We start from the raw sequence: 17,537 nt of genomic DNA, 5'->3' as shown, positions 1-17,537 counted from the left end.
CAGGCGGCTGGCAACACGCTATGAGCGACTGGCGAGAAACTACCAGTCGCTACTCAACCTTGTATCCGCCGTCATATGGCTGGCCTAATTGTTAACGCTCCCTAGGCAAAGGTGATCAAGCGATCACACTGCTGCTGTAACGTTAAAAGCTGGCCAAGCCCGGTCAGCGAGAACGGAGCCTCCAGGTTGGCCACGCTCTTGCCATGGCGTTTCGCCTCGGACTCATCGAGCAACCCCCGACGCAAGGCCGCCGCCACGCATACATCGAGCATCACACCGTGGGTATGATGGAGCTCAACCCACGCCTCGCGCAGGTTGAGCTCATCCTGGGGCGGCGTCATCAACGACGACGCATTGTGAACGCCATCGCGGTAGAAGAACACACCGGTAACCCGATGCCCACTCGCAATGACCTGATGGGCAAAGCGCAGCGCTGAATGAGGAGCGGCACTTGAATACGGAGCGCCCATCACTAACAGGCCATACTGCATGGCTCACCTCTCGTTTTAGCGAAGCCAAAAAAACAGACCCTACTGGGTAGGGTCTGTTGGTACTTGCATGATGCTCTCATTCAGTGAGCATCCCTGCTACATCAATCGTTGCTCATGATGCCCAGAATGGACAGCAGGCTGATGAACAGGTTGTAGATCGATACGTAGAGAGTGACGGTCGCCAGAATGTAGTTGGTTTCGCCAGCCCGGTGAACGATCTCACTGGTTTGGTACAGGATTGCCGCCGAAGCGAACAGCACAAAGCCCGCGGACACCATCAAGGAAAGCGCGGGAATGTTGAAGATCAGCCCGGCGACCATGGCCAGCACCAGCACGATCGCGCCAGCCAGCAGGAAGTTGCCCAGGAAGCTGAAGTCTTTCTTGGTGGTCAACGCAACGGCCGACAGACCGATGAACGTCAGCCCCGTCATGGCCAGCGCGTTCATGATCAGCGCGCCACCGTTGGGCAGTGTCAGGTAGGCCGAGATGATGGGGCCCAGCGTAAAGCCCATGAAACCGGTGAACGCGAAGGTTGCCAACAGGCCTGCGGCTGAATTGGCAGTCTTGTGCACCAGGAACATCAGGCCGTAGGCGCCGATGAAGAACACGAAAATGTTCAGCTGCTGAATGCCCATGGCCACAGACACCCCTGCCATGACGGCAGAGAACAGTAGCGTCATCGCCAGCAGCGCGTAGGTGTTTCGCAGAACCTTGTTGGCACTGGCACCACTGACCGTGGTGGTCTGTGCTCTCGCCAGGTTGGAATCGTTAAAAGCCATTATCAGTGCTCCCTATATGGTCATACTCACAACGGACAAGAATGCCGTCCTCAGGTTCCAGACGCAAGTTTTTGTCTTTAAACGCAACGAGTGTCTTGCGTTGTCGCCTCGAGCGGCGATTCAACTATGCTGATATTTCCCGACATACATTGGACACGACAATGCGCCACAAGATCCCTGTCATCATCTCTTCCGTAGGTTGTTTCGCCTTGGCGACGGCCGCCCATGGCTTTACCCCGCAGGGCGAAGACACACGCTATGAGGTCGATGGTGAGTCCTTCAGCGGTTACTTCGTCTCTGGCGGTGACAACCCGAAAGGTAGTGTCATCATCGTCCATGACTGGGACGGCCTGGATGACTATGAGCGCCAGCGCGCCGACATGCTGGCCGAGGAGGGTTACGATGCGTTTGCCGTCGACCTGTTCGGTGAAGGCAATCGCCCCCAGGCCATCGAAGACAAACAGGCTGCCACGCGAGCACTCTATGAAGACCGCGAGCGCATGCGTCAATTGACCCTGGCAGGCCTTGCCCATGCCCGTGAGATAGGCGCCGCTTCACGCAGCGTGATCATGGGGTACTGCTTTGGCGGCGCCGTCGCGCTGGAAATGGCCCGTTCAGGCGAGGCGGATGACATCGCGGCCTATACCAGCTTTCACGGCGGCCTGGACACTCCTGAAGGCCAGGCATACGCAGCCGATACGGCACCCATCTATATCGCCCACGGTGGCGCCGATGATGCGGTGAGCCTGGAGGATGTCGCCACCCTGGCAACGGAGCTCGAAGCCGCAGGCGTTACCTACGAGATTGGCATCTACTCTGGTGCGCCGCACGCCTTCAGCGTATTCGGCAGCGACCGCTATCACGAACGCGCCGACCAGCAGTCCTGGGCCACGTTTCAACAGTGGCTGGCAGAGATGCTTTGATCAGCACCCAAAAAAACGACGGCAGCTTTGAAAGCTGCCGTCGTTTTTTATCCAGCCACGGTCAACGAACAACGCTGCCCCTTACACGGACGATTCGCTATCGCCCTCTTCATCCCGATGCGGTGTCACCACGGTAGAAGCAGACTGGCGGGCATCCTGAGCATTGTAGAGACGCGCATCGATCACGTTCAGTACCGCCAATTGGGCAAACAGTACAGCGAAGCAGATAATCAGACCTTTCAACATGGCGGTATTCCTTAGGGGGCTAACAGCCTGTTAGCATAATTTGGATGTTAGCCAAATGCTGAAAGAATGCAACGGCACCGAAAAAATAAAATGACCCAGGCGCATCAGAACTCTTCGGTATCGATATCCGCCTGCTGTGCATCGCTGTAACGGCTGCCTGCTACCGTCTCTGGGCCCATCATCTGGCGGAGGCTGACCAATACATCCGCATCGAGGCGAAGGTTCTCTGCCGCCAGGTTCTCACGCATGTGCTGGGTAGAACAGCTGCCCGGTATCGGTACGACGTTCTCCCCCTGTGCACAGACCCAGGCCAGCGCCAACTGGGCAGGCGTCCACCCTTGGCGTGCGGCCAGCGCCTTGACATCAGCCAGTGCTTGTACGTTCTGCACCAGGTTATCGCCCGTGAAGCGTGGCATATTGGCCCGCATGTCGCCCTGAGGGAACGTCGTATGCGTGTCCATCGTTCCCGTCAGGAAGCCTCTGCCCAGGGGGCTGAAGGCTACCAACGTCACTCCAAGCGCTTCACAGGCCTGCTTGAGGGCAATTTCGGGGTTGCGGGTCCACAGCGAATACTCGGACTGAACGGCCGCAATGGGGTACTCGGCATGAGCCCTGCGTAACGTCGCTGCTGAAATCTCCGATAGCCCCACCGCGCCCAGCTTGCCCTCCTCTACCAGGCGCCCCAGCGCGCCCACGCTCTCTTCGATCGGCACCTGACGGTCAAGGCGATGCAAGTAGTAGATATCGACATGATCGGTTTTCAGGCGCGCCAAGCTCTCTTCACACTGTCTGCGCAAGGTATCGGGGCGACCGTCGATCACCCGCTGGCCGCGCTCCATGTCCATGGCCATTCCGCCTTTACTGGCCAGCAGCAGCGCGTGACGTTTGTTGGCCAGGGCGCTCCCCAGCAGCCGCTCGTTGGCCGTACCGCCATACAGCGTGGCGGTATCGAAATGGCGATATCCCATCTCGAAGGCTTCTTCCAGGGCACGGATGGCCTCGGCGTCCGATACGCGTTGGCCATACCCATGGGACAGGTTCATGCAGCCCAGGCCAATGCGGGGTGATCCGACCTCGTTCAACCGCTTCAGAAATGCAGACATGAATAACCTCGACTTGCCTATTCAAGTGATCAGGACACGGCGCCGTGTACGGCTATTTGTGCAGCGAGCCAGTGTGGCACGCGGTGTTCGAGATAATAGCGTGGCCGCCATGGCGTGCCTTCGATAAATCCCACATGGCCCCCCTGTGCATGCAGCTCCAGCGTGACGCAAGACGCCCACTCACCGCTCGGCGGCACGCTATGAGGATAAACGAAAGGGTCATCCGACGAATGAATCACCAGCGTGGGTCTTGCGATGCTGCCAATGAAGTAAGCACTGCTACAACGCCGATAATACTCGGCCGCACTGGCAAACCCATGCAAAGGCGCCGTCACGCGACCATCGAAGTCCCAGAAGGTGCGCATTCCCTCCAGACTTTGCAAAGCGCTCAAACGTGCCAACTCTTCCTCGCGGCCCTGGGCTTCGAACGCGTGACGCTTGTTCTCCACGTAGCGGCGCAGGTCACGCAGAAAGCGCGCCTGATACACCTTGGACGCCCCCTGGCTGATACGGTCGGCACAGTGGTCGAGCCGAAAGGGAACCGACACCGCCACAGCAGCCTGTAAAGGGCACTGCTCGCCGGTTTCTCCCAGGTACTTCAGCAACACATTGCCACCCAAGGAGTAACCGACGGCGGCCAGCGGTTTCTGCGGCGCCCGTGCCACCAGTTGGGCTACGATATCGGCCAGATCCTCGCTGGCCCCGGAGTGATACCCTCGGGCTCGGTGATTCGGCTCACCTGAGCAGCCACGCCAGTTCACCGCAACGCTTTGCCAGCCCATGGCCGCCAAGGCCAGCTGCTGGCCAACGATATAGTGAGAAGAAGCACTGCCCGTCAGACCATGCAGCAACAAAGCACAAGGCACCTGTGGCCCTTCAGGCCCATACCAATCCAGGTCGATGAAATCCCCATCCTGCAGGGTCAGGCGTTCACGGTGGCGCGACAGGGCCGCACGGCGACGTAACAGCGGGCTATACACAGTTTGAAGATGGCCATTGACCAGCCAGCGGGACGGCTGAAACACAGGCAGGGCTCCTGTTACACGCTCAAGTGGCCGATAAGCTTAACAAACTTTCGGCAACCGCTGCCGATATGCGCTAGGGTTAACGTACCCATCATGACCAAGGAGAGGATTATGGAACGTTTTGCCGTCTACCGTGCAGTAAAGGAAGGTGCCGAAATCGACGACCAGCCCGAGTGGTGGGTGGTCGACACGAGGGATGAAAACGAACGCGATGGCGAGCTGGTTCGCCACCGAGGCGCCACCAAGCCCGAAGCCGACGATGTGGCCAATACTCTCAACGAGCAAACACACGACGAGCAGCCATAAGGCTACTCATCCACGTCGACCTTGCGCAGGTCTTCCACGGCCACGCCTTCCGGCAAATCGTCGGGCTGAGCAGCCAGCCACACGGGCGACAGGTCGCTATCCTCTCGTCCATCATCATGACGATGCCCTGGTATTCGATAAACCACCCGCTCTCGGCGATGGTCCCAGGCAAACACTTTATCCATGGTGCGCTCCTGCGCAAGTGATACCTCGATCAACACCCGCCTTGGCGGGTGTTGATGCGTCATGTCAGGCGCTTTCTCAAGGCCTTTCCCACAGCATGTCACCGGTGGGGCCATCCAGGCGCAGAACCTCGATACTCAGCTGCGCATCGTCGCTGATCGACGGATTCCCCCATGCTCCGGTGCTATCCGGGGCCAGGCTCCACTCCAGCGTTTCACCAGGCTCGATGCCCCCGGAAATGGTATAGAAGAAGGTTTCATCCACCCAAGGCGTCGACCGCCCCGGGCTTTGCAGTACGCCTCGAAAATGGGCCTGTGCCACCGGTTCGCCCGTATTGTTGGTAACTCGAAGTTCGATCACCGGCGTGCTGCCAGAACCCCCTTCATCGCTTAACCGATACTCGGCACTTTCCACCACGAACCGGCTCAGCATTTCTTGAGCAATGGGCTCTTCCAGCTCATGGCCTTCCTTGTCTTTCTCGGGCAAGTTCCCTGCCAGGGCCAGCACTTGCGGCCCACTCAACCCGTGCAAACTGCGCCGGGCCTCGGTCGCGAGGGCTTCCAGCTCGTCATCACGTAGTTCACTGAGCTGAACGATGGTCAGCCCCTGCTGGGAACGGCGCATCAGCAGCGTATTCACGGCCTCGTCGAAGCGTTCAGCCTCGCTGTCATCCAGTGAAGCACGAATTTCATCGAGGGACCGGTCAAAGTATCGCGGGTTGGAAGCGTCGATGGTCGGGTCTGCAAAAGCAACGCCCGCCATGGCCATCGTCATCGCTACCGCTAATATCCGTTTCATAGAGTCACCATCCTGTTGGTTGATTTAACAACATAAGCTATCTGGTGGCGCTTCGGAAATAGCCTTCGAGGGCGGATTGATCACTTGAAACTGCCCTTCGGGCCAGTGGCAGCCAGTGCTGTCCGCCAGTGATCGGGAAGGTGCATCGCTACGTGGGTGGCTTCGGTCTGCTTTTCTAGAAGGCTATACAACCGCCGCGGCCAGGATGTTCCAGGATTGATTACCACCATCAGGTGGCCAAGCATCACGAAATGGTTATAGATGTAACGGGCCTGTTCACCGGGTGTTTCTGGATGCAAGAGAAGCGGCATCCTACGGATGTGGGGATATTTTTTCGAGAAGCGACGGTTCCATAAGCGTGCATGATGGGCACACACATTACGCAGCTGACTGAGGTTATGAAAAATGCCTTTGGCTATTTCGATGGTCGGTAGATCAAGCTGCTGAATCACTACCTTTTTAATTTCTGTAGGCATGGTGAGTTCAACCCACTGCGATAGCGCTCCAAATGTCAGTGTTTCCGCCATGATCCAGATAGGGGGCAATCCAGCCCCACGATACTTCTGGCGATAGTGCTTTACAAACGCCTCTTCATTGTCTTGTAGATCGTTGGCTGCTCTGGCCACCTGCTTGGCGTGTTTGTAAGGACAATGAAAGTACTGAGCATCCAAATACGCATGCGGTCCTTTTTGAAGAGCAAATGCATTCACCCATAACGAGCGCAGGGAGACTTCCACCCGCTCCAAGGCTTCAATACAAATCAGACGTAACTCACGGTCAAATATATAATGCTGGAGCACATCATCAAACGAGGTACCAGCAACGAAACGGTGGGTACGCCCAACGTCAGCGAGCGCATTAGGCTCTTCAAAAGGCAACCAGTAAGCGCTTAAGCGGTAATAGCCAATATGCGTGAGGTAATGCTCGGCACGAGCGGTATCTGGCACATTCATGCCCCGCTTGCGGAGTAGCGACACTTGCTGCTCAATAGGGATAGGAGGCTTGTCATAGTACATTTTGGAAGCCCCAAAATAGTAACCCCCCAGTTTGAGCATCACCGCAGCGCGCTGCAGGATAGGCTTGGGGGGTGTTGTTGAAATCTATTATAGGCATGTTGCTCATCAGCAGCAAGATAAACCCCGCGTTGACAGGTACTGGTTAATCGACAAGGCCCACCTGATACATATCCATGGTATCAAGCAGGCAGGCAGGCAGGCAGGCAGGCGCCCTGACGATAGCGTCCCTTTAAGTAGCGCTGGCAACGAATACAGATGGAGATAAATACATTCTCGGCCAAATCACACGCATAAAAAAAGCCCCTGACGAATCAGGAGCTTTTTCAAATAAGTGGCGGAGGGACAGGGATTCGAACCCTGGATAGGCTATTAACCTATGCCGGTTTTCAAGACCGGTGCATTCAACCGCTCTGCCATCCCTCCGGCTTATGGGTGCGTATAATAACAGCTTTCCCTTGGAAGTCAACGCCTTTTGAATCAATTAGTAGAGTCTTAAGCCTACTCGGGTAATGTCGCCGCCTTCCATCTCGCTGACCACCCAGTGAATGCCGTGCCAGTCCACGTCGTCCCCCACCACCGGGTGGCCGCCTACCCGCAGGGAGACGAACTCGGCCAGGGTCATCTCCTGCTCGCCGGGGCTCAGGGTCAGGCCGTAGGCCTGGGCGATGTCTTGCATCTGAGCGGTGCCGTCCAGGGTAAAGGTACCGAAGAACGCCCGCTCCTGCTTGAGCTTGGCATCGCCATTGAACAAGCGATTCAGGGCCACCAGGTCTTCACTGCGACCAATCACGCAGATCACATCCCCCAGCTTCAATCGGGTGCTGCCTTTGGGGTGGAGCATGACGTGGTTGCGGAACAGCGACGAGATCAAGGCGCCGGAGGGAAACCGCAGCAGCCGGATAGGCACATCGTCCAGGTCCTGGTTTTCCACCGTGTAGACGAACATTTCAAAATCGTTTTCCGGCAGGATGCCCAACGGGCCGCGCCGATTGGGCGTGGTGCCCACAGGCACCTGCACCTTCAACCAGCGGGCCACCAGATTGAGCGAACCGCCTTGAATCAGCAGCGACATCAACACCACGGCGAAGGCCACGTTGAAGTAAAGCGAAGCATTTTCGACGCCGCCAATAACCGGGAAAATGGCCAGCACGATAGGCACGGCACCCCGCAAGCCAACCCAGGCAATAAAGAAGGTCTCGCGCCAGCGGAACTTGAAAAACGGCTTGATGGTGATCAGTACCGCCAGCGGCCGCGCGACAAAGATCAATGCCAACGCCACTAAACTGGCCGGCAACGCCACTTCCCAGAGCTGGCTGGGCACGACCAGCAGGCCCAGCACCAGAAACAGGCCAATCTGGCTTAACCAGGCCAGCCCGTCATGCACCGGTAGAATAAAGTTGAGGTGCCTGCCTGGCTGATTGCCGATCATCAGCCCAGCCAGGTAAATGGCCAGGAAGCCACTGCCGCCCAGCACGCTGGTAAGGCCAAAGACACTGAACCCCAAGGCAAGCGCCAGCATGGAGTAGAGGCCTGGCGCCAGGTCCAGCCAGCGCAACAACTTGGCGCTGCCCCAGCCGCCCGCCACGCCCACCAGCAGGCCGATGCCGAACTGAGAAACGAAAAACAGCAGCGTCTCGCTGATGCCACCAATATCCCCCACCAGCATCTCGACCAGCATCAGCGTCAGGAAAATCGCCATCGGGTCGTTGGTGCCTGACTCGATCTCCAACGTTGCCCCAACCCGCTCGTTGAGGTTTACCCCACGGCCACTGAGCATCGAGAACACGGCCGCCGCGTCGGTGGAGCCGACAATAGCCCCCACCAGCAGCCCCTGAATCAAGGTGAGGTCGAAGACCCACATGGCGATAACGCCCACGATGGCGCTGGTGATGAACACCCCCAGCGTTGCCAGCGAAAGGGCTGGACGAAACCCTACGCGAAACGTCTTGAGTCGTGTACGCAACCCACCATCCAGCAGAATCATGGCCAGCGCCAGATGGCCGATGATGAAGGCCATGGAGTAGTCATCGAACTCGAGACCCAATAAGCCCTCCTCCCCGGCCAGCATTCCCAGCCCCAGGAAGATCAGCAGCAGCGGTACGCCCATCATGGAGGACAAGCGGCTCGCTAGAATGCTAAGCGCCATGAGGGTACCGCCTACCAGAAAGAAGGTATTAATAGTGTCCATGAGTCTCCGTCTCTACATCAATGCCTTTCTATTATTGCATGTCCAAGCGAATTTTACTGGGCGAGTTGGCCAGATGGCCCCAGGGCTAGCCAGAGACTTCCCCAGACAGCTAAACTCCGCCGTCGTACCCTCTGGAGTTCAGGTTATGTTGAACGCATTATTGCGTGCCCGTTCCATACTTACCCTAGTCTTAGCGTTTTTTTTATTATTTTCAATTTCAGCCACTTACGCAAATGATACAGAAACACCCGACACTCGCTCCGCGCCCTTGCAGCTTGAAAGTGATCTGGTGCTGCCTGAAGGGCTGTGGCCAAGCACTCCCCCCCCCGAGGTAGAAGCGGCGCCCGTCGGAAGCGACAAGCCTGAGACATCTTCCCCGGAACAAGCATCCAGTGAAGACGATGCTCCCAGTATGGCGCTGGTACCACCGCCTCCTCTGGACCCACCGCCCATGAAGCGTCTCAGCCTGATGCTGGATTGGTACCTGAGCCCCCAGCATGCCCCCCTGATCGTTGCCAGGGAGCGCGGGCTATTTGCCCTACAAGGGCTGGAGGTGGAGCTGCAGACGCCCGCCGACCCGGCTATCGCCATCAAGCTGCTGGCGGCCGGCGAGGTAGACCTGGCGCTGTCGCGCCAGCCGCTGCTACACCTGAGTGTGCATGATGGTGCCCCCATCGTACGGATTGCCACGCTGGTCGAAACCCCGTTGAATGCCGTGGTCGTGGCAGGCACCGCCACTTCGCCCGACCCCCTCCAGGGATTGGGCAGAGTCCACTATGGCTTTTCGACCCGCGAAGGGCGCGACCTGCTGGCGGAACCGCTGGTGCCCCTGTCGCTGCGGCAAATCGATGAATTTTCGCCCGCCGAAAACGTCCACTTCGATGCGGCCGGCGCCCTGCGCGAGGGGCGCGTCGACGCCATTGCCGACGGCTTTTATCTGACCCTGCCGGAAGAGCTGGCCTCAGACGGTATCGTCACCCACACGGTGCGTTATCAAGCGCTTGACATTCCCCGCCATGACGGCCTGATCCTGCTGGCCAACAGCGATTCTGTCGCGCGGCGTGCAGCCACCTGGTCGCGCCTGGTGACGGCCCTGGAAGAAGCCAGCAACTGGATCGTCGACCACCCCGATGAGGCCTGGCAACTGGTGATCAACACTCAGCCAGTGCTCGACAACCCGGTCAACCAGGGCGCCTGGGCAAATATCGTGCGCCGCTTGGCGCTGAGCCCGGCCGCTTTGGATGAGCGTCGTTACAGCGCCTTCGAACGTTACCTGCTGGCCTCCGGCACGATAGACGCCACGCTGCCTGCCTCCCGGCTGGCACTCAATCCGCATACCCTGGCCGAGCCATAAGCGCGCCCAGGCGGGAGCCGCATGAACGATACGCCACTGATTTTCATCGACATAGAAACCACCGGCACACGCGCTACCCGTGACCGCATCACGGAAATTGCCGCCTTGAAAATCAACGGCGGTCACGTCGTGGAGCGCTGGGTCAGCCTGATTCAGCCCACAACGGGAGTACCGGCCCATATCAGCCGACTGACAGGAATCGACGATGCAATGCTCAGGGAGGCGCCCACCTTTGCTTGCATTGCCGAGGAGCTCAACGGGTGGTTGGGGCGTGACACGCTGGTGGCGCACAACGCTCGCTTCGATGCAGGCTTCCTGCGCAACGAGTTCAAACGCGCTGGAATTGCTTACCGACCCAGGGTGATCTGCACCCTGCGCCTTGCCCGGCGACTGGCACCGCAGCTGGCCAAGCACAATCTGACGGCATTGCTGGCCCATTACGACGTTCCCAGAACCAACGCCCACCGAGCCGAAGAGGATGCGCAAGCCCTGTGGGGCCTTTGGCAAACCTGGCAACAGCGGTTCGATGCACCGACCTGGCAGGCGGCGTTGGCTGACGAGCAGCGTCACCGCAGCCTGCCCGCGCACCTTCCCAGCGAGCAGCTGGCGGGGCTGCCGGAAGCACCGGGCGTCTACCTGTTTTATGGGCACAACCGCCTGCCGCTCTATGTGGGAAAGAGCGTCAACCTGCGCTTGCGGGTGCTCGGCCACTTCCAGCGTGATCATCAGGATGACAAGGAAATGCGCCTGGCCCAGCAGATCCAGCACGTGGAATGGGAGGAAACGGCAGGCGATCTGAGCGCCCAACTGCGAGAAGCGCAGCTGGTAAAGCAGTTGATGCCCATCATGAACCGACAGCTACGCCGCCAGGGCAAGCTACACACCTGGTACTGGCCGGACGATGCGGCGCAGCCCACGCTGGCCAATGGCAAGCTGCTGGGGCAACCTCAGCCGGGGAAGCTGTTTGGCCTGTTCCGCAGCGCCAAGGAAGCCAAGGAGGCACTTCGCCACTTGGCCGAAGCACATCAGCTCTGCCCGCAGGTATTGGGGCTGGAAAAGGGCAAGGGGCGCTGCTTTGCCCACCAGCTGGGGCGATGCCGGGGGGCGTGTTGCGGCGAGGAAACACGAGAGGCACACACGCTGCGTGCCCAGCAAGCGCTGGCGGGCCTGCAGATCAGCGCCTGGCCGTGGCCTGGCCGCATCATTCTGCGCGAACAGAGCTGCCCCACGGGTCCGGCGGCCTATCACTTGATCGATCACTGGTGCTATCTGGGCAGCGCCCCATCGCGGCAGGCGGCGCTGGCGTTGAAAACACCTGCCGGGCAGTTCGATATGGATACCTACCGCATTCTCAACCGCTTCATCCGCGACGCCGATCAGCACGGGCTGTCGATCGAGCCGCTGGGTTGAGTGGCTGGATTGGTGGTTGGATTGAGTGGGCCAGCGTCAGGAGTGCGCCGCAATAAAAGCGTCGACCCCCTGCTGAAACGCTTCGGGCTGGTCGGCATGCAGCCAATGCCCAGCATTCTTCAGCGTCACCAGGCGGGCCCGTGGCAGCACTTCGCGTAGCCTGGGCAGCATCTCATCCGTCACGTAGTGAGAGTTGGCCCCACGCAGCACCAGCGTTGGCCCCTCGTAGGCAGCCTCTCCTTCCGGCTCACCGATGATGTGCTCATAGCCACGCTGAATTTCGTCCAGACCCACGCGAATGCTCATCCCCCCCTGCTCGTCTCGTACCAGGTTGGTGGCCAGGAACAGGCGCGTGGGCCGCTCGCTGACATGCTCCGCCAATAGCGCATCGGCTTCTCGGCGGTTGGCAGGCTTGGCGTCTCTGACGCGATTCAGCGCCGCGAACACATCGTCATGACCATGCTGGTAGGCCACCGGAGCGATGTCAGCCACCATCAGCGACAGGCAGCGCTCGGGGGCTTGCCGAGCCAGCGTCATGGCCACTTTTCCGCCCATGGAGTGGCCAAGAATATGCGCATCCTCGATGGAGAGCTTGTCCATCACGGCCAGCACGTCATCGCTCATGGCGGTGTAGCGCATGCCTTCGGCATGGGGCGAGCGGCCATGATTGCGCAGATCCACCGCCACCACCCGGCGCTTGCGCTGCCACACCTTGAGATGCGAGCGCCAGTTGTCGGCACTTCCCAACAATCCATGAATGACGATCAGCGGCGCTTGCTCAGGTGCTTCCACCTCGGCGGGCAGATCGATCACGTGCAGGTCGACAGTGGCCTGTTCGGTCATGGGGGCTCCTTGATGATTAAGCGGTGCGTGGTTCGGCGTCTGTCTGGCCGGTCCATACCACCAGCCTGCGCGTCAGCCACGCCAGCAATAAGCCGTACAGCGGCAGGAAGAACAACAGGCTGATCGCCAGTTTGATGACGTAATCCACCGTGGCAATTTCCACCCAATGGGCGGCCATGAACGGATCGGGGCTGTTGTAAAAGGCGGTCGCAAAAAAGGCAAAGGTATCCGCCAGGTTACCCAGGATGGTGGAGCAGACCGGCGCTACCCACCAGGCCCATTGGCGCAACCGGTCAAAGACCTGCACATCCAGCAATTGGCCCAGCACGTAGGCCAGGAAGCTGGCCAGGGCAATCCGCGCCACGAACAGGTTCCACTCGCCCAGCGCTTCCAGGCCCGCGAAACTGCCACGGGGAAACACTACCGACACCACATAGGATACCAGCAGCGCGGGAAACATGACCCGTAATACGATAGTGCGTGCAGGCCCTTTACCAAACAGGCGCACGGTCAGGTCGGTGGCCAGAAAGATGAACGGAAAGCTGAAGGCTCCCCAGGTGGTGTGAAAGCCGAACAGCGTAAAGGGAAGCTGCACCAGATAGTTGCTGGCGGCAATGATGGCAATATGGAAAAGGACCATTACCGTCAGGCAACGGCGATGCTGAAGATCGGTGAGCGCAAACATGGAGCGAGACCTTTTTTTGGTGGCAAGAGGGGTTAGGGAACCCTCGTGAACAGCGTAATGACGCTACTGGGGCGCGCATTATACGCCTTCTCGCTGGTAATGAAAGCCGCCCAGGCTATCCGGGCGGCCAACCTGGTTTCAGTCCTGCTGCGGCTTCGCTTGCTCAGCGGCACCGATCTGACGCTGGCACATGGCTTCATGCACGTCATCGAGACTGGTGGGGTCATCGATGGTCGATGGAATACCGTAGGACTTGCCATCGGCGATATTGCGCAGCAGCTTGCGCAATATCTTGCCCGAACGGGTTTTCGGTAGCCGATTGACCACCAGCACCTGCTTGAAGCAGGCAATCGGGCCGATATGTTCACGCACTCGCTCGATCAGCTCGGCTTCCAGCGTCGCTTCGTCGCCCTGGAAGCCATCCTTGGGGATGACCAGTCCTATCGGGAGCTGCCCTTTCAACTCGTCATGAATGCCAATCACCGCGCATTCGGCCACCGCCGGGTGGGCACCCACCACTTCCTCCATTTCACCGGTGGAGAGGCGATGCCCCGCCACATTGATCACGTCATCGGTGCGCCCCATGATGAACAGGTAGCCCTCCTCATCGAAATAGCCGCCATCTCCGGTGAGGTAAAAACCTGGGAAAGCTGCCATGTAGGCGCTGTGGAAACGCTGCGGGTCCCGCCATACGCCGATCAGGCAACCTGGAGGCAACGGCTGCTTGATCACCACGCTGCCCTGCTGCATGGACTCGGCCTGCTCACCGTCGCGATCCAGAATGCGTACGTCGAAGCCGGGCACGGGATATGTGGCCGAACCGGCCTTGGTGGGCACGGTTTCGATGCCGGGCAAGTTGGCGGCAATTGGCCAGCCGGTTTCGGTTTGCCACCAGTGATCGATCACCGGCACGTCCAGCAGGTCATCCAGCCAATGGAACGTGGGGGGATCTAGCCGCTCCCCCGCCACATACAGATGTTTCAGGCTGCTGATATCGTATTGCGAGAGTCGCTTGGCGTCCGGGTCCTCTTTCTTGATGGCCCGGAACGCCGTAGGCGCCGTAAAGAAGCTCTTGACGCCATACTCCTCGATCAGCCGCCAGAACGCCCCGGCATCCGGCGTGCGCACGGGCTTGCCTTCGTACACCACCGTGGTGCAGCCACGCAGCAGCGGCGCATAGACGATATAGGAGTGCCCGACGACCCACCCCACATCAGAAGCCGTGAACATCACGTCGCCCGGCGCCAGGTCGTAAATGGCCTCCATGGAGTAGTGCAACGCCACGGCGTAACCACCCGTATCGCGCACCACGCCCTTGGGCTTGCCCGTGGTACCTGAGGTGTACAGGATATACAGCGGGTCGGTCGCCTTGACGGGCACACAGTCGGCGGCCTGGGCGCTGGCTTCGAGCGTCGCCCAATCGTGATCCTCCGGCTGCAGCTCGGCCCGGTGGGCATCGCGTTGGAACACCACGCACGCCTGTGGTTTGAAGCTGCTCAGCTCGATGGCACGCTCCACGATGGGCTTGTAAGGCAGCACCTTATCGACCTCGACCCCGCAAGAAGCCGCAATCACCACCTTGGGCTCGGCATCTTCGATGCGTACTGCCAGCTCGTGGGGGGCAAAGCCGCCAAAGACCACGGAGTGCACCGCGCCCAGGCGGGCACAGGCGTACATGGCAATCAGCGCCTCGGGCACCATGGGCATGTAGATGATCACCCGGTCACCTTGGGTGACGCCCAGCTGTGCCAAGCCACCGGCTACCTTGGCGACTCGGTCACGCAGCTGACGGTAAGTGAGCGTCTGTTTGCAGCGGGTGACCGGCGAGTCCCAGAAAATGGCCGCCTGTTCGCCGCGGCCCTGCTCTACGTGCACGTCGATGGCGGCGTGACAGATATTGAGCACACCATCGCCGAACCAGCGGGCGTGCTGCTGCTCGTCGTAACTGAGGATGGTGCTGGGAGGGGTGAACCAGGGCAGCTTGCGAGCCTGCTCGGCCCAGAACGCTTCTGGCTGTTCCACCGACTGGCGGTAAACGGAGTGATAACGATTCATGGTGGCCTTGTCATTGTTGTGAGCTTGATTGTTGACACTCTACAAAGCAAAGCATGCTTTCACCCTCATACTATCGGCTTAAATTCGACCAAAGCAAAAGCAAAAAACACCAATTGTCGACAAAAAATCAGCACTTATCATTGATAGAACGTTAAACGTGGTTTTGGACAAAAAGCGCTAAATTAATGATCATTCAACAACCAAATCCTCGCGACGCGACGATGGCTACATAATCAATAACAACGCTGTCACCACAGTGTAGGCAAGGAGAGTTTCATGTCTGCTTCTACTAGCGCCGCTGCACGCCTTCTGGAACACAATGGACTCGCCATTGAGGCAGGCACTCAATTGCTCAAGGCCCTGGCCAATGAAAAACGTTTGCAAATCCTTTGCTTGCTGGCAGAAACGGAACTGTCTGTCACGCAGATCAATCAACAGCTGGCGTTGAGCCAGTCCGCGCTCTCCCAGCATTTGGCCATTCTACGGCGCGACAAACTGGTCGAGACGCGCCGCGAATCACAAACCATCTATTACTCGCTCAACAGTGACAGTGCCAGGGCGATCATCAGCACCCTGGCCCAACACTATGCGGCCTGATTTTTTCAGGTCAACGACGCAGCCAACCGGCTGATTCGATCACCCCCAACGCTTTCACCAGCGCATTTTCGATACCCGCCGACACTGCAAGGCCAAACCTGCGCCCCATGGTTTTCGGCGGCTCCAGCTTCACCCGGTATACCTGCGCATCGGCCATGCGCTCGACCAGGTAGGCTTCGCTGGTGCCTACGCTGTCCACCAGTTTGTTTTCCAGCGCTTCGCTGCCGTACCAGATTTCTCCCGTGGCCAGCTGTTCGATGTCCATCTCGGGACGGTGGCTGGCAACGAAAGATTTGAACAGGCGATGGGTATTCTCCAAGTCATCAATGAACTTCTCACGCCCTTCCTGGGTGTTTTCTCCCAATATCGTCAAAGTACGCTTGTACTTGCCGGCAGTGAGCAACTCCACATCGATATCGTTGCGTTTGAGCAAACGATGAATATTGGGCACCTGGGCCACGACGCCGATGGAGCCAATGACCGCAAACGGGGCCGCTTTGATGTGGTGAGCGGTACACGCCATCATGTAGCCACCGCTGGCCGCGACCTTATCGATACACACCGTGGTGGTGAGCCCTGCTTCTCGCAGTCTGTCCAATTGGGCCGACGCCAGGCCATAGGCGTGCACCAACCCACCGGCTGACTCCAGGCGCACCACCACTTCGTCACTGGCAGTGGCCACCTCGATCACCGCCGACACTTCCTGGGCAAAGGTTTCAGCCTGGGAGGCCTTGATATCGCCATGGAAATCCAGCACCCACACTTTTTGAACAGAATCAGAGGGATTCTTACCCTGCTTGGCCGCCTTTTGCCGCGCTTTCTCTTCCTGACGAAAGGCCTTGATCAGTTTCTTGCGGGCGCCCTGCTCGGTGGTACTGACTCGCAGCCGTCGGCCACGGGCTCGACGCTGATCGTTCAGTGATTCCACCTGCAACTTCAGCCCCGATGACGGGGACTCCTTGCTACGCATCACCAGCATCAGCAACGCTGCCGCTGCTGCCAATACCAGCGTGGTTTGCAGCAGGAAGGTGCCCATTTCCACCAACCATTCCGCCATGATTCGTCTCCTCAGGTATTTTTAAACGCTGGAAAGTATTAATGTACAGGCTTTATCCGCAGATTGTGAGGAAGTGTCAACGAGGCTTGATTAAAACAACTGTTTGAAATACTCTCGTGAGATAACGTCAATCCGCACCAACTCGTTACGTGAGCATACCTTATGTCATCCAATACGCTTGAAAAACTGCAATCTCGTTTTAATCCCGACGCAGCCAAAGGCATGAACGAAGTCTTCCAGTTTCATTTTTCCGATGCTGGCAGCCACTATCTTTCGGTTCAGGACGGTAGCTTGGGGGTGCATGAAGGCGAGCACGACGACCCGTCTGTGAGCTTGAGCCTGAGCACCGATACCCTCAAGGGCATCATGAGTGGCGACATCAACGGCATGACCGCGTTCATGACCGGCAAGCTCAAGGCGACCGGCAACGTCATGCTGGCCACCAAGCTGACCAGCCTGTTCCCGGCCAAGTAAGCCA

18 protein-coding genes, 1 tRNA gene and 1 pseudogene are annotated in these 17,537 nt (G+C 58.8%); 6 read left to right on the top strand and 14 right to left on the bottom strand.

From position 1 onward, the window contains the following. Positions 1–101: 101 nt before the first annotated feature. A complete protein-coding gene (gene tusD / locus IE061_RS15120) occupies positions 102–491 on the bottom strand; it encodes a sulfurtransferase complex subunit TusD (RefSeq protein ID WP_039177900.1) in 390 nt (129 codons plus the stop codon). 101 nt (positions 492–592) lie between these two features. After that, positions 593–1,270, bottom strand: coding sequence for a Bax inhibitor-1/YccA family protein (locus tag IE061_RS15115; RefSeq protein ID WP_039177898.1), 678 nt, complete (start codon positions 1,268–1,270; stop codon positions 593–595). A 161-nt stretch (positions 1,271–1,431) separates the two neighbouring features. Between IE061_RS15115 and IE061_RS15110 the strand changes: the two genes are divergently transcribed. Then, positions 1,432–2,193 (top strand): dienelactone hydrolase family protein, encoded by a 762-nt coding sequence (locus tag IE061_RS15110; protein WP_193461963.1) that lies wholly within the window; start codon positions 1,432–1,434, stop codon positions 2,191–2,193. A gap of 81 nt (positions 2,194–2,274) precedes the next feature. Here IE061_RS15110 and IE061_RS15105 read toward each other — a convergent pair whose 3' ends face one another. The 3 genes from IE061_RS15105 to IE061_RS15095 form a co-directional block, all read right to left on the bottom strand. Next, positions 2,275–2,439: a hypothetical protein gene (locus IE061_RS15105; protein WP_016913867.1), complete on the bottom strand. Its 165-nt coding sequence runs from the start codon at positions 2,437–2,439 to the stop codon at positions 2,275–2,277. 104 nt (positions 2,440–2,543) lie between these two features. Further along, complete coding sequence (locus IE061_RS15100) at positions 2,544–3,542, bottom strand: aldo/keto reductase (protein WP_193461962.1); 999 nt, start codon at positions 3,540–3,542, stop codon at positions 2,544–2,546. A gap of 29 nt (positions 3,543–3,571) precedes the next feature. After that, positions 3,572–4,567, bottom strand: a complete 996-nt coding sequence (locus IE061_RS15095; protein ID WP_193461961.1) for a hydrolase — start codon at positions 4,565–4,567, stop codon at positions 3,572–3,574. 111 nt (positions 4,568–4,678) lie between these two features. Between IE061_RS15095 and IE061_RS15090 the strand changes: the two genes are divergently transcribed. Next, positions 4,679–4,873: a hypothetical protein gene (locus IE061_RS15090; RefSeq protein WP_016913870.1), complete on the top strand. Its 195-nt coding sequence runs from the start codon at positions 4,679–4,681 to the stop codon at positions 4,871–4,873. Positions 4,874–4,875: 2 nt separating this feature from the next. Here IE061_RS15090 and IE061_RS15085 read toward each other — a convergent pair whose 3' ends face one another. The 5 genes from IE061_RS15085 to IE061_RS15065 all read right to left on the bottom strand — a co-directional run bounded on the left by IE061_RS15085 (position 4,876) and on the right by IE061_RS15065 (position 9,058). Beyond that, positions 4,876–5,121, bottom strand: a complete 246-nt coding sequence (locus IE061_RS15085) for a hypothetical protein (RefSeq protein WP_230478482.1) — start codon at positions 5,119–5,121, stop codon at positions 4,876–4,878. Between the two features lie 13 nt (positions 5,122–5,134). Continuing rightward, positions 5,135–5,854 (bottom strand): DUF6694 family lipoprotein, encoded by a 720-nt coding sequence (locus IE061_RS15080; protein ID WP_193461960.1) that lies wholly within the window; start codon positions 5,852–5,854, stop codon positions 5,135–5,137. An 80-nt stretch (positions 5,855–5,934) separates the two neighbouring features. Then, entirely contained in the window at positions 5,935–6,909 is a 975-nt protein-coding gene (locus IE061_RS15075) for an Abi family protein (RefSeq protein WP_230478483.1), read from the bottom strand. Positions 6,910–7,202: 293 nt separating this feature from the next. Next, positions 7,203–7,293: transfer RNA gene (locus IE061_RS15070), tRNA-Ser, on the bottom strand. A gap of 58 nt (positions 7,294–7,351) precedes the next feature. Further along, entirely contained in the window at positions 7,352–9,058 is a 1,707-nt protein-coding gene (locus tag IE061_RS15065) for a potassium/proton antiporter (RefSeq protein WP_193461958.1), read from the bottom strand. Positions 9,059–9,326: 268 nt separating this feature from the next. Here IE061_RS15065 and IE061_RS15060 point away from each other — a divergent pair, with 268 nt between their 5' ends. Further along, positions 9,327–10,412, top strand: coding sequence for an ABC transporter substrate-binding protein (locus IE061_RS15060; RefSeq protein WP_308429562.1), 1,086 nt, complete (start codon positions 9,327–9,329; stop codon positions 10,410–10,412). A 21-nt stretch (positions 10,413–10,433) separates the two neighbouring features. Then, complete coding sequence (locus tag IE061_RS15055) at positions 10,434–11,822, top strand: exonuclease domain-containing protein (protein ID WP_193461956.1); 1,389 nt, start codon at positions 10,434–10,436, stop codon at positions 11,820–11,822. A 36-nt stretch (positions 11,823–11,858) separates the two neighbouring features. On the opposite strand, the gene IE061_RS15050 is transcribed toward IE061_RS15055, so the two are convergent. From IE061_RS15050 to IE061_RS15040, 3 genes and pseudogenes are all read right to left on the bottom strand, one after another. Beyond that, positions 11,859–12,665, bottom strand: coding sequence for an alpha/beta fold hydrolase (locus IE061_RS15050; RefSeq protein WP_039177879.1), 807 nt, complete (start codon positions 12,663–12,665; stop codon positions 11,859–11,861). Positions 12,666–12,681: 16 nt separating this feature from the next. Then, positions 12,682–13,350: a 7-cyano-7-deazaguanine/7-aminomethyl-7-deazaguanine transporter gene (locus tag IE061_RS15045; protein WP_016913879.1), complete on the bottom strand. Its 669-nt coding sequence runs from the start codon at positions 13,348–13,350 to the stop codon at positions 12,682–12,684. 138 nt (positions 13,351–13,488) lie between these two features. Beyond that, positions 13,489–15,426, bottom strand: a pseudogene (locus tag IE061_RS15040) (propionyl-CoA synthetase); the annotation flags it as partial. Between the two features lie 255 nt (positions 15,427–15,681). On the opposite strand from IE061_RS15040, the gene IE061_RS15035 reads away from it, so the two are divergent. Continuing rightward, positions 15,682–16,002, top strand: a complete 321-nt coding sequence (locus tag IE061_RS15035; protein WP_039177873.1) for an ArsR/SmtB family transcription factor — start codon at positions 15,682–15,684, stop codon at positions 16,000–16,002. 10 nt (positions 16,003–16,012) lie between these two features. Here the strand turns inward: IE061_RS15035 and sohB are convergent, their stop codons facing one another. Continuing rightward, a complete protein-coding gene (gene sohB, locus IE061_RS15030) occupies positions 16,013–17,059 on the bottom strand; it encodes a protease SohB (RefSeq protein WP_144984840.1) in 1,047 nt (348 codons plus the stop codon). A 162-nt stretch (positions 17,060–17,221) separates the two neighbouring features. Here sohB and IE061_RS15025 point away from each other — a divergent pair, with 162 nt between their 5' ends. Further along, positions 17,222–17,533 (top strand): SCP2 sterol-binding domain-containing protein, encoded by a 312-nt coding sequence (locus IE061_RS15025; protein ID WP_144984837.1) that lies wholly within the window; start codon positions 17,222–17,224, stop codon positions 17,531–17,533. Positions 17,534–17,537: the final 4 nt, after the last annotated feature.

It is taken from the genome of Vreelandella hamiltonii (assembly GCF_014651795.1).
Lineage (GTDB): Bacteria > Pseudomonadota > Gammaproteobacteria > Pseudomonadales > Halomonadaceae > Vreelandella > Vreelandella hamiltonii.
The sequence above is the reverse complement of the archived record's forward strand: the minus strand, read 5'-3'. Positions and strand labels throughout refer to the sequence as shown.

Coding starts and splice junctions, on each gene's coding strand:
- tusD (WP_039177900.1), bottom strand. CDS start 491: ATGCAGTATGGCCTGTTAGTGATGGGCGCTCCGTATTCAAGTGCCGCT.
- IE061_RS15115 (WP_039177898.1), bottom strand. CDS start 1,270: ATGGCTTTTAACGATTCCAACCTGGCGAGAGCACAGACCACCACGGTC.
- IE061_RS15110 (WP_193461963.1), top strand. CDS start 1,432: ATGCGCCACAAGATCCCTGTCATCATCTCTTCCGTAGGTTGTTTCGCC.
- IE061_RS15105 (WP_016913867.1), bottom strand. CDS start 2,439: ATGTTGAAAGGTCTGATTATCTGCTTCGCTGTACTGTTTGCCCAATTG.
- IE061_RS15100 (WP_193461962.1), bottom strand. CDS start 3,542: ATGTCTGCATTTCTGAAGCGGTTGAACGAGGTCGGATCACCCCGCATT.
- IE061_RS15090 (WP_016913870.1), top strand. CDS start 4,679: ATGGAACGTTTTGCCGTCTACCGTGCAGTAAAGGAAGGTGCCGAAATC.
- IE061_RS15085 (WP_230478482.1), bottom strand. CDS start 5,121: ATGACGCATCAACACCCGCCAAGGCGGGTGTTGATCGAGGTATCACTT.
- IE061_RS15080 (WP_193461960.1), bottom strand. CDS start 5,854: ATGAAACGGATATTAGCGGTAGCGATGACGATGGCCATGGCGGGCGTT.
- IE061_RS15075 (WP_230478483.1), bottom strand. CDS start 6,909: ATGCTCAAACTGGGGGGTTACTATTTTGGGGCTTCCAAAATGTACTAT.
- IE061_RS15065 (WP_193461958.1), bottom strand. CDS start 9,058: ATGGACACTATTAATACCTTCTTTCTGGTAGGCGGTACCCTCATGGCG.
- IE061_RS15055 (WP_193461956.1), top strand. CDS start 10,434: ATGAACGATACGCCACTGATTTTCATCGACATAGAAACCACCGGCACA.
- IE061_RS15050 (WP_039177879.1), bottom strand. CDS start 12,665: ATGACCGAACAGGCCACTGTCGACCTGCACGTGATCGATCTGCCCGCC.
- IE061_RS15045 (WP_016913879.1), bottom strand. CDS start 13,350: ATGTTTGCGCTCACCGATCTTCAGCATCGCCGTTGCCTGACGGTAATG.
- IE061_RS15035 (WP_039177873.1), top strand. CDS start 15,682: ATGTCTGCTTCTACTAGCGCCGCTGCACGCCTTCTGGAACACAATGGA.
- sohB (WP_144984840.1), bottom strand. CDS start 17,059: ATGGCGGAATGGTTGGTGGAAATGGGCACCTTCCTGCTGCAAACCACG.
- IE061_RS15025 (WP_144984837.1), top strand. CDS start 17,222: ATGTCATCCAATACGCTTGAAAAACTGCAATCTCGTTTTAATCCCGAC.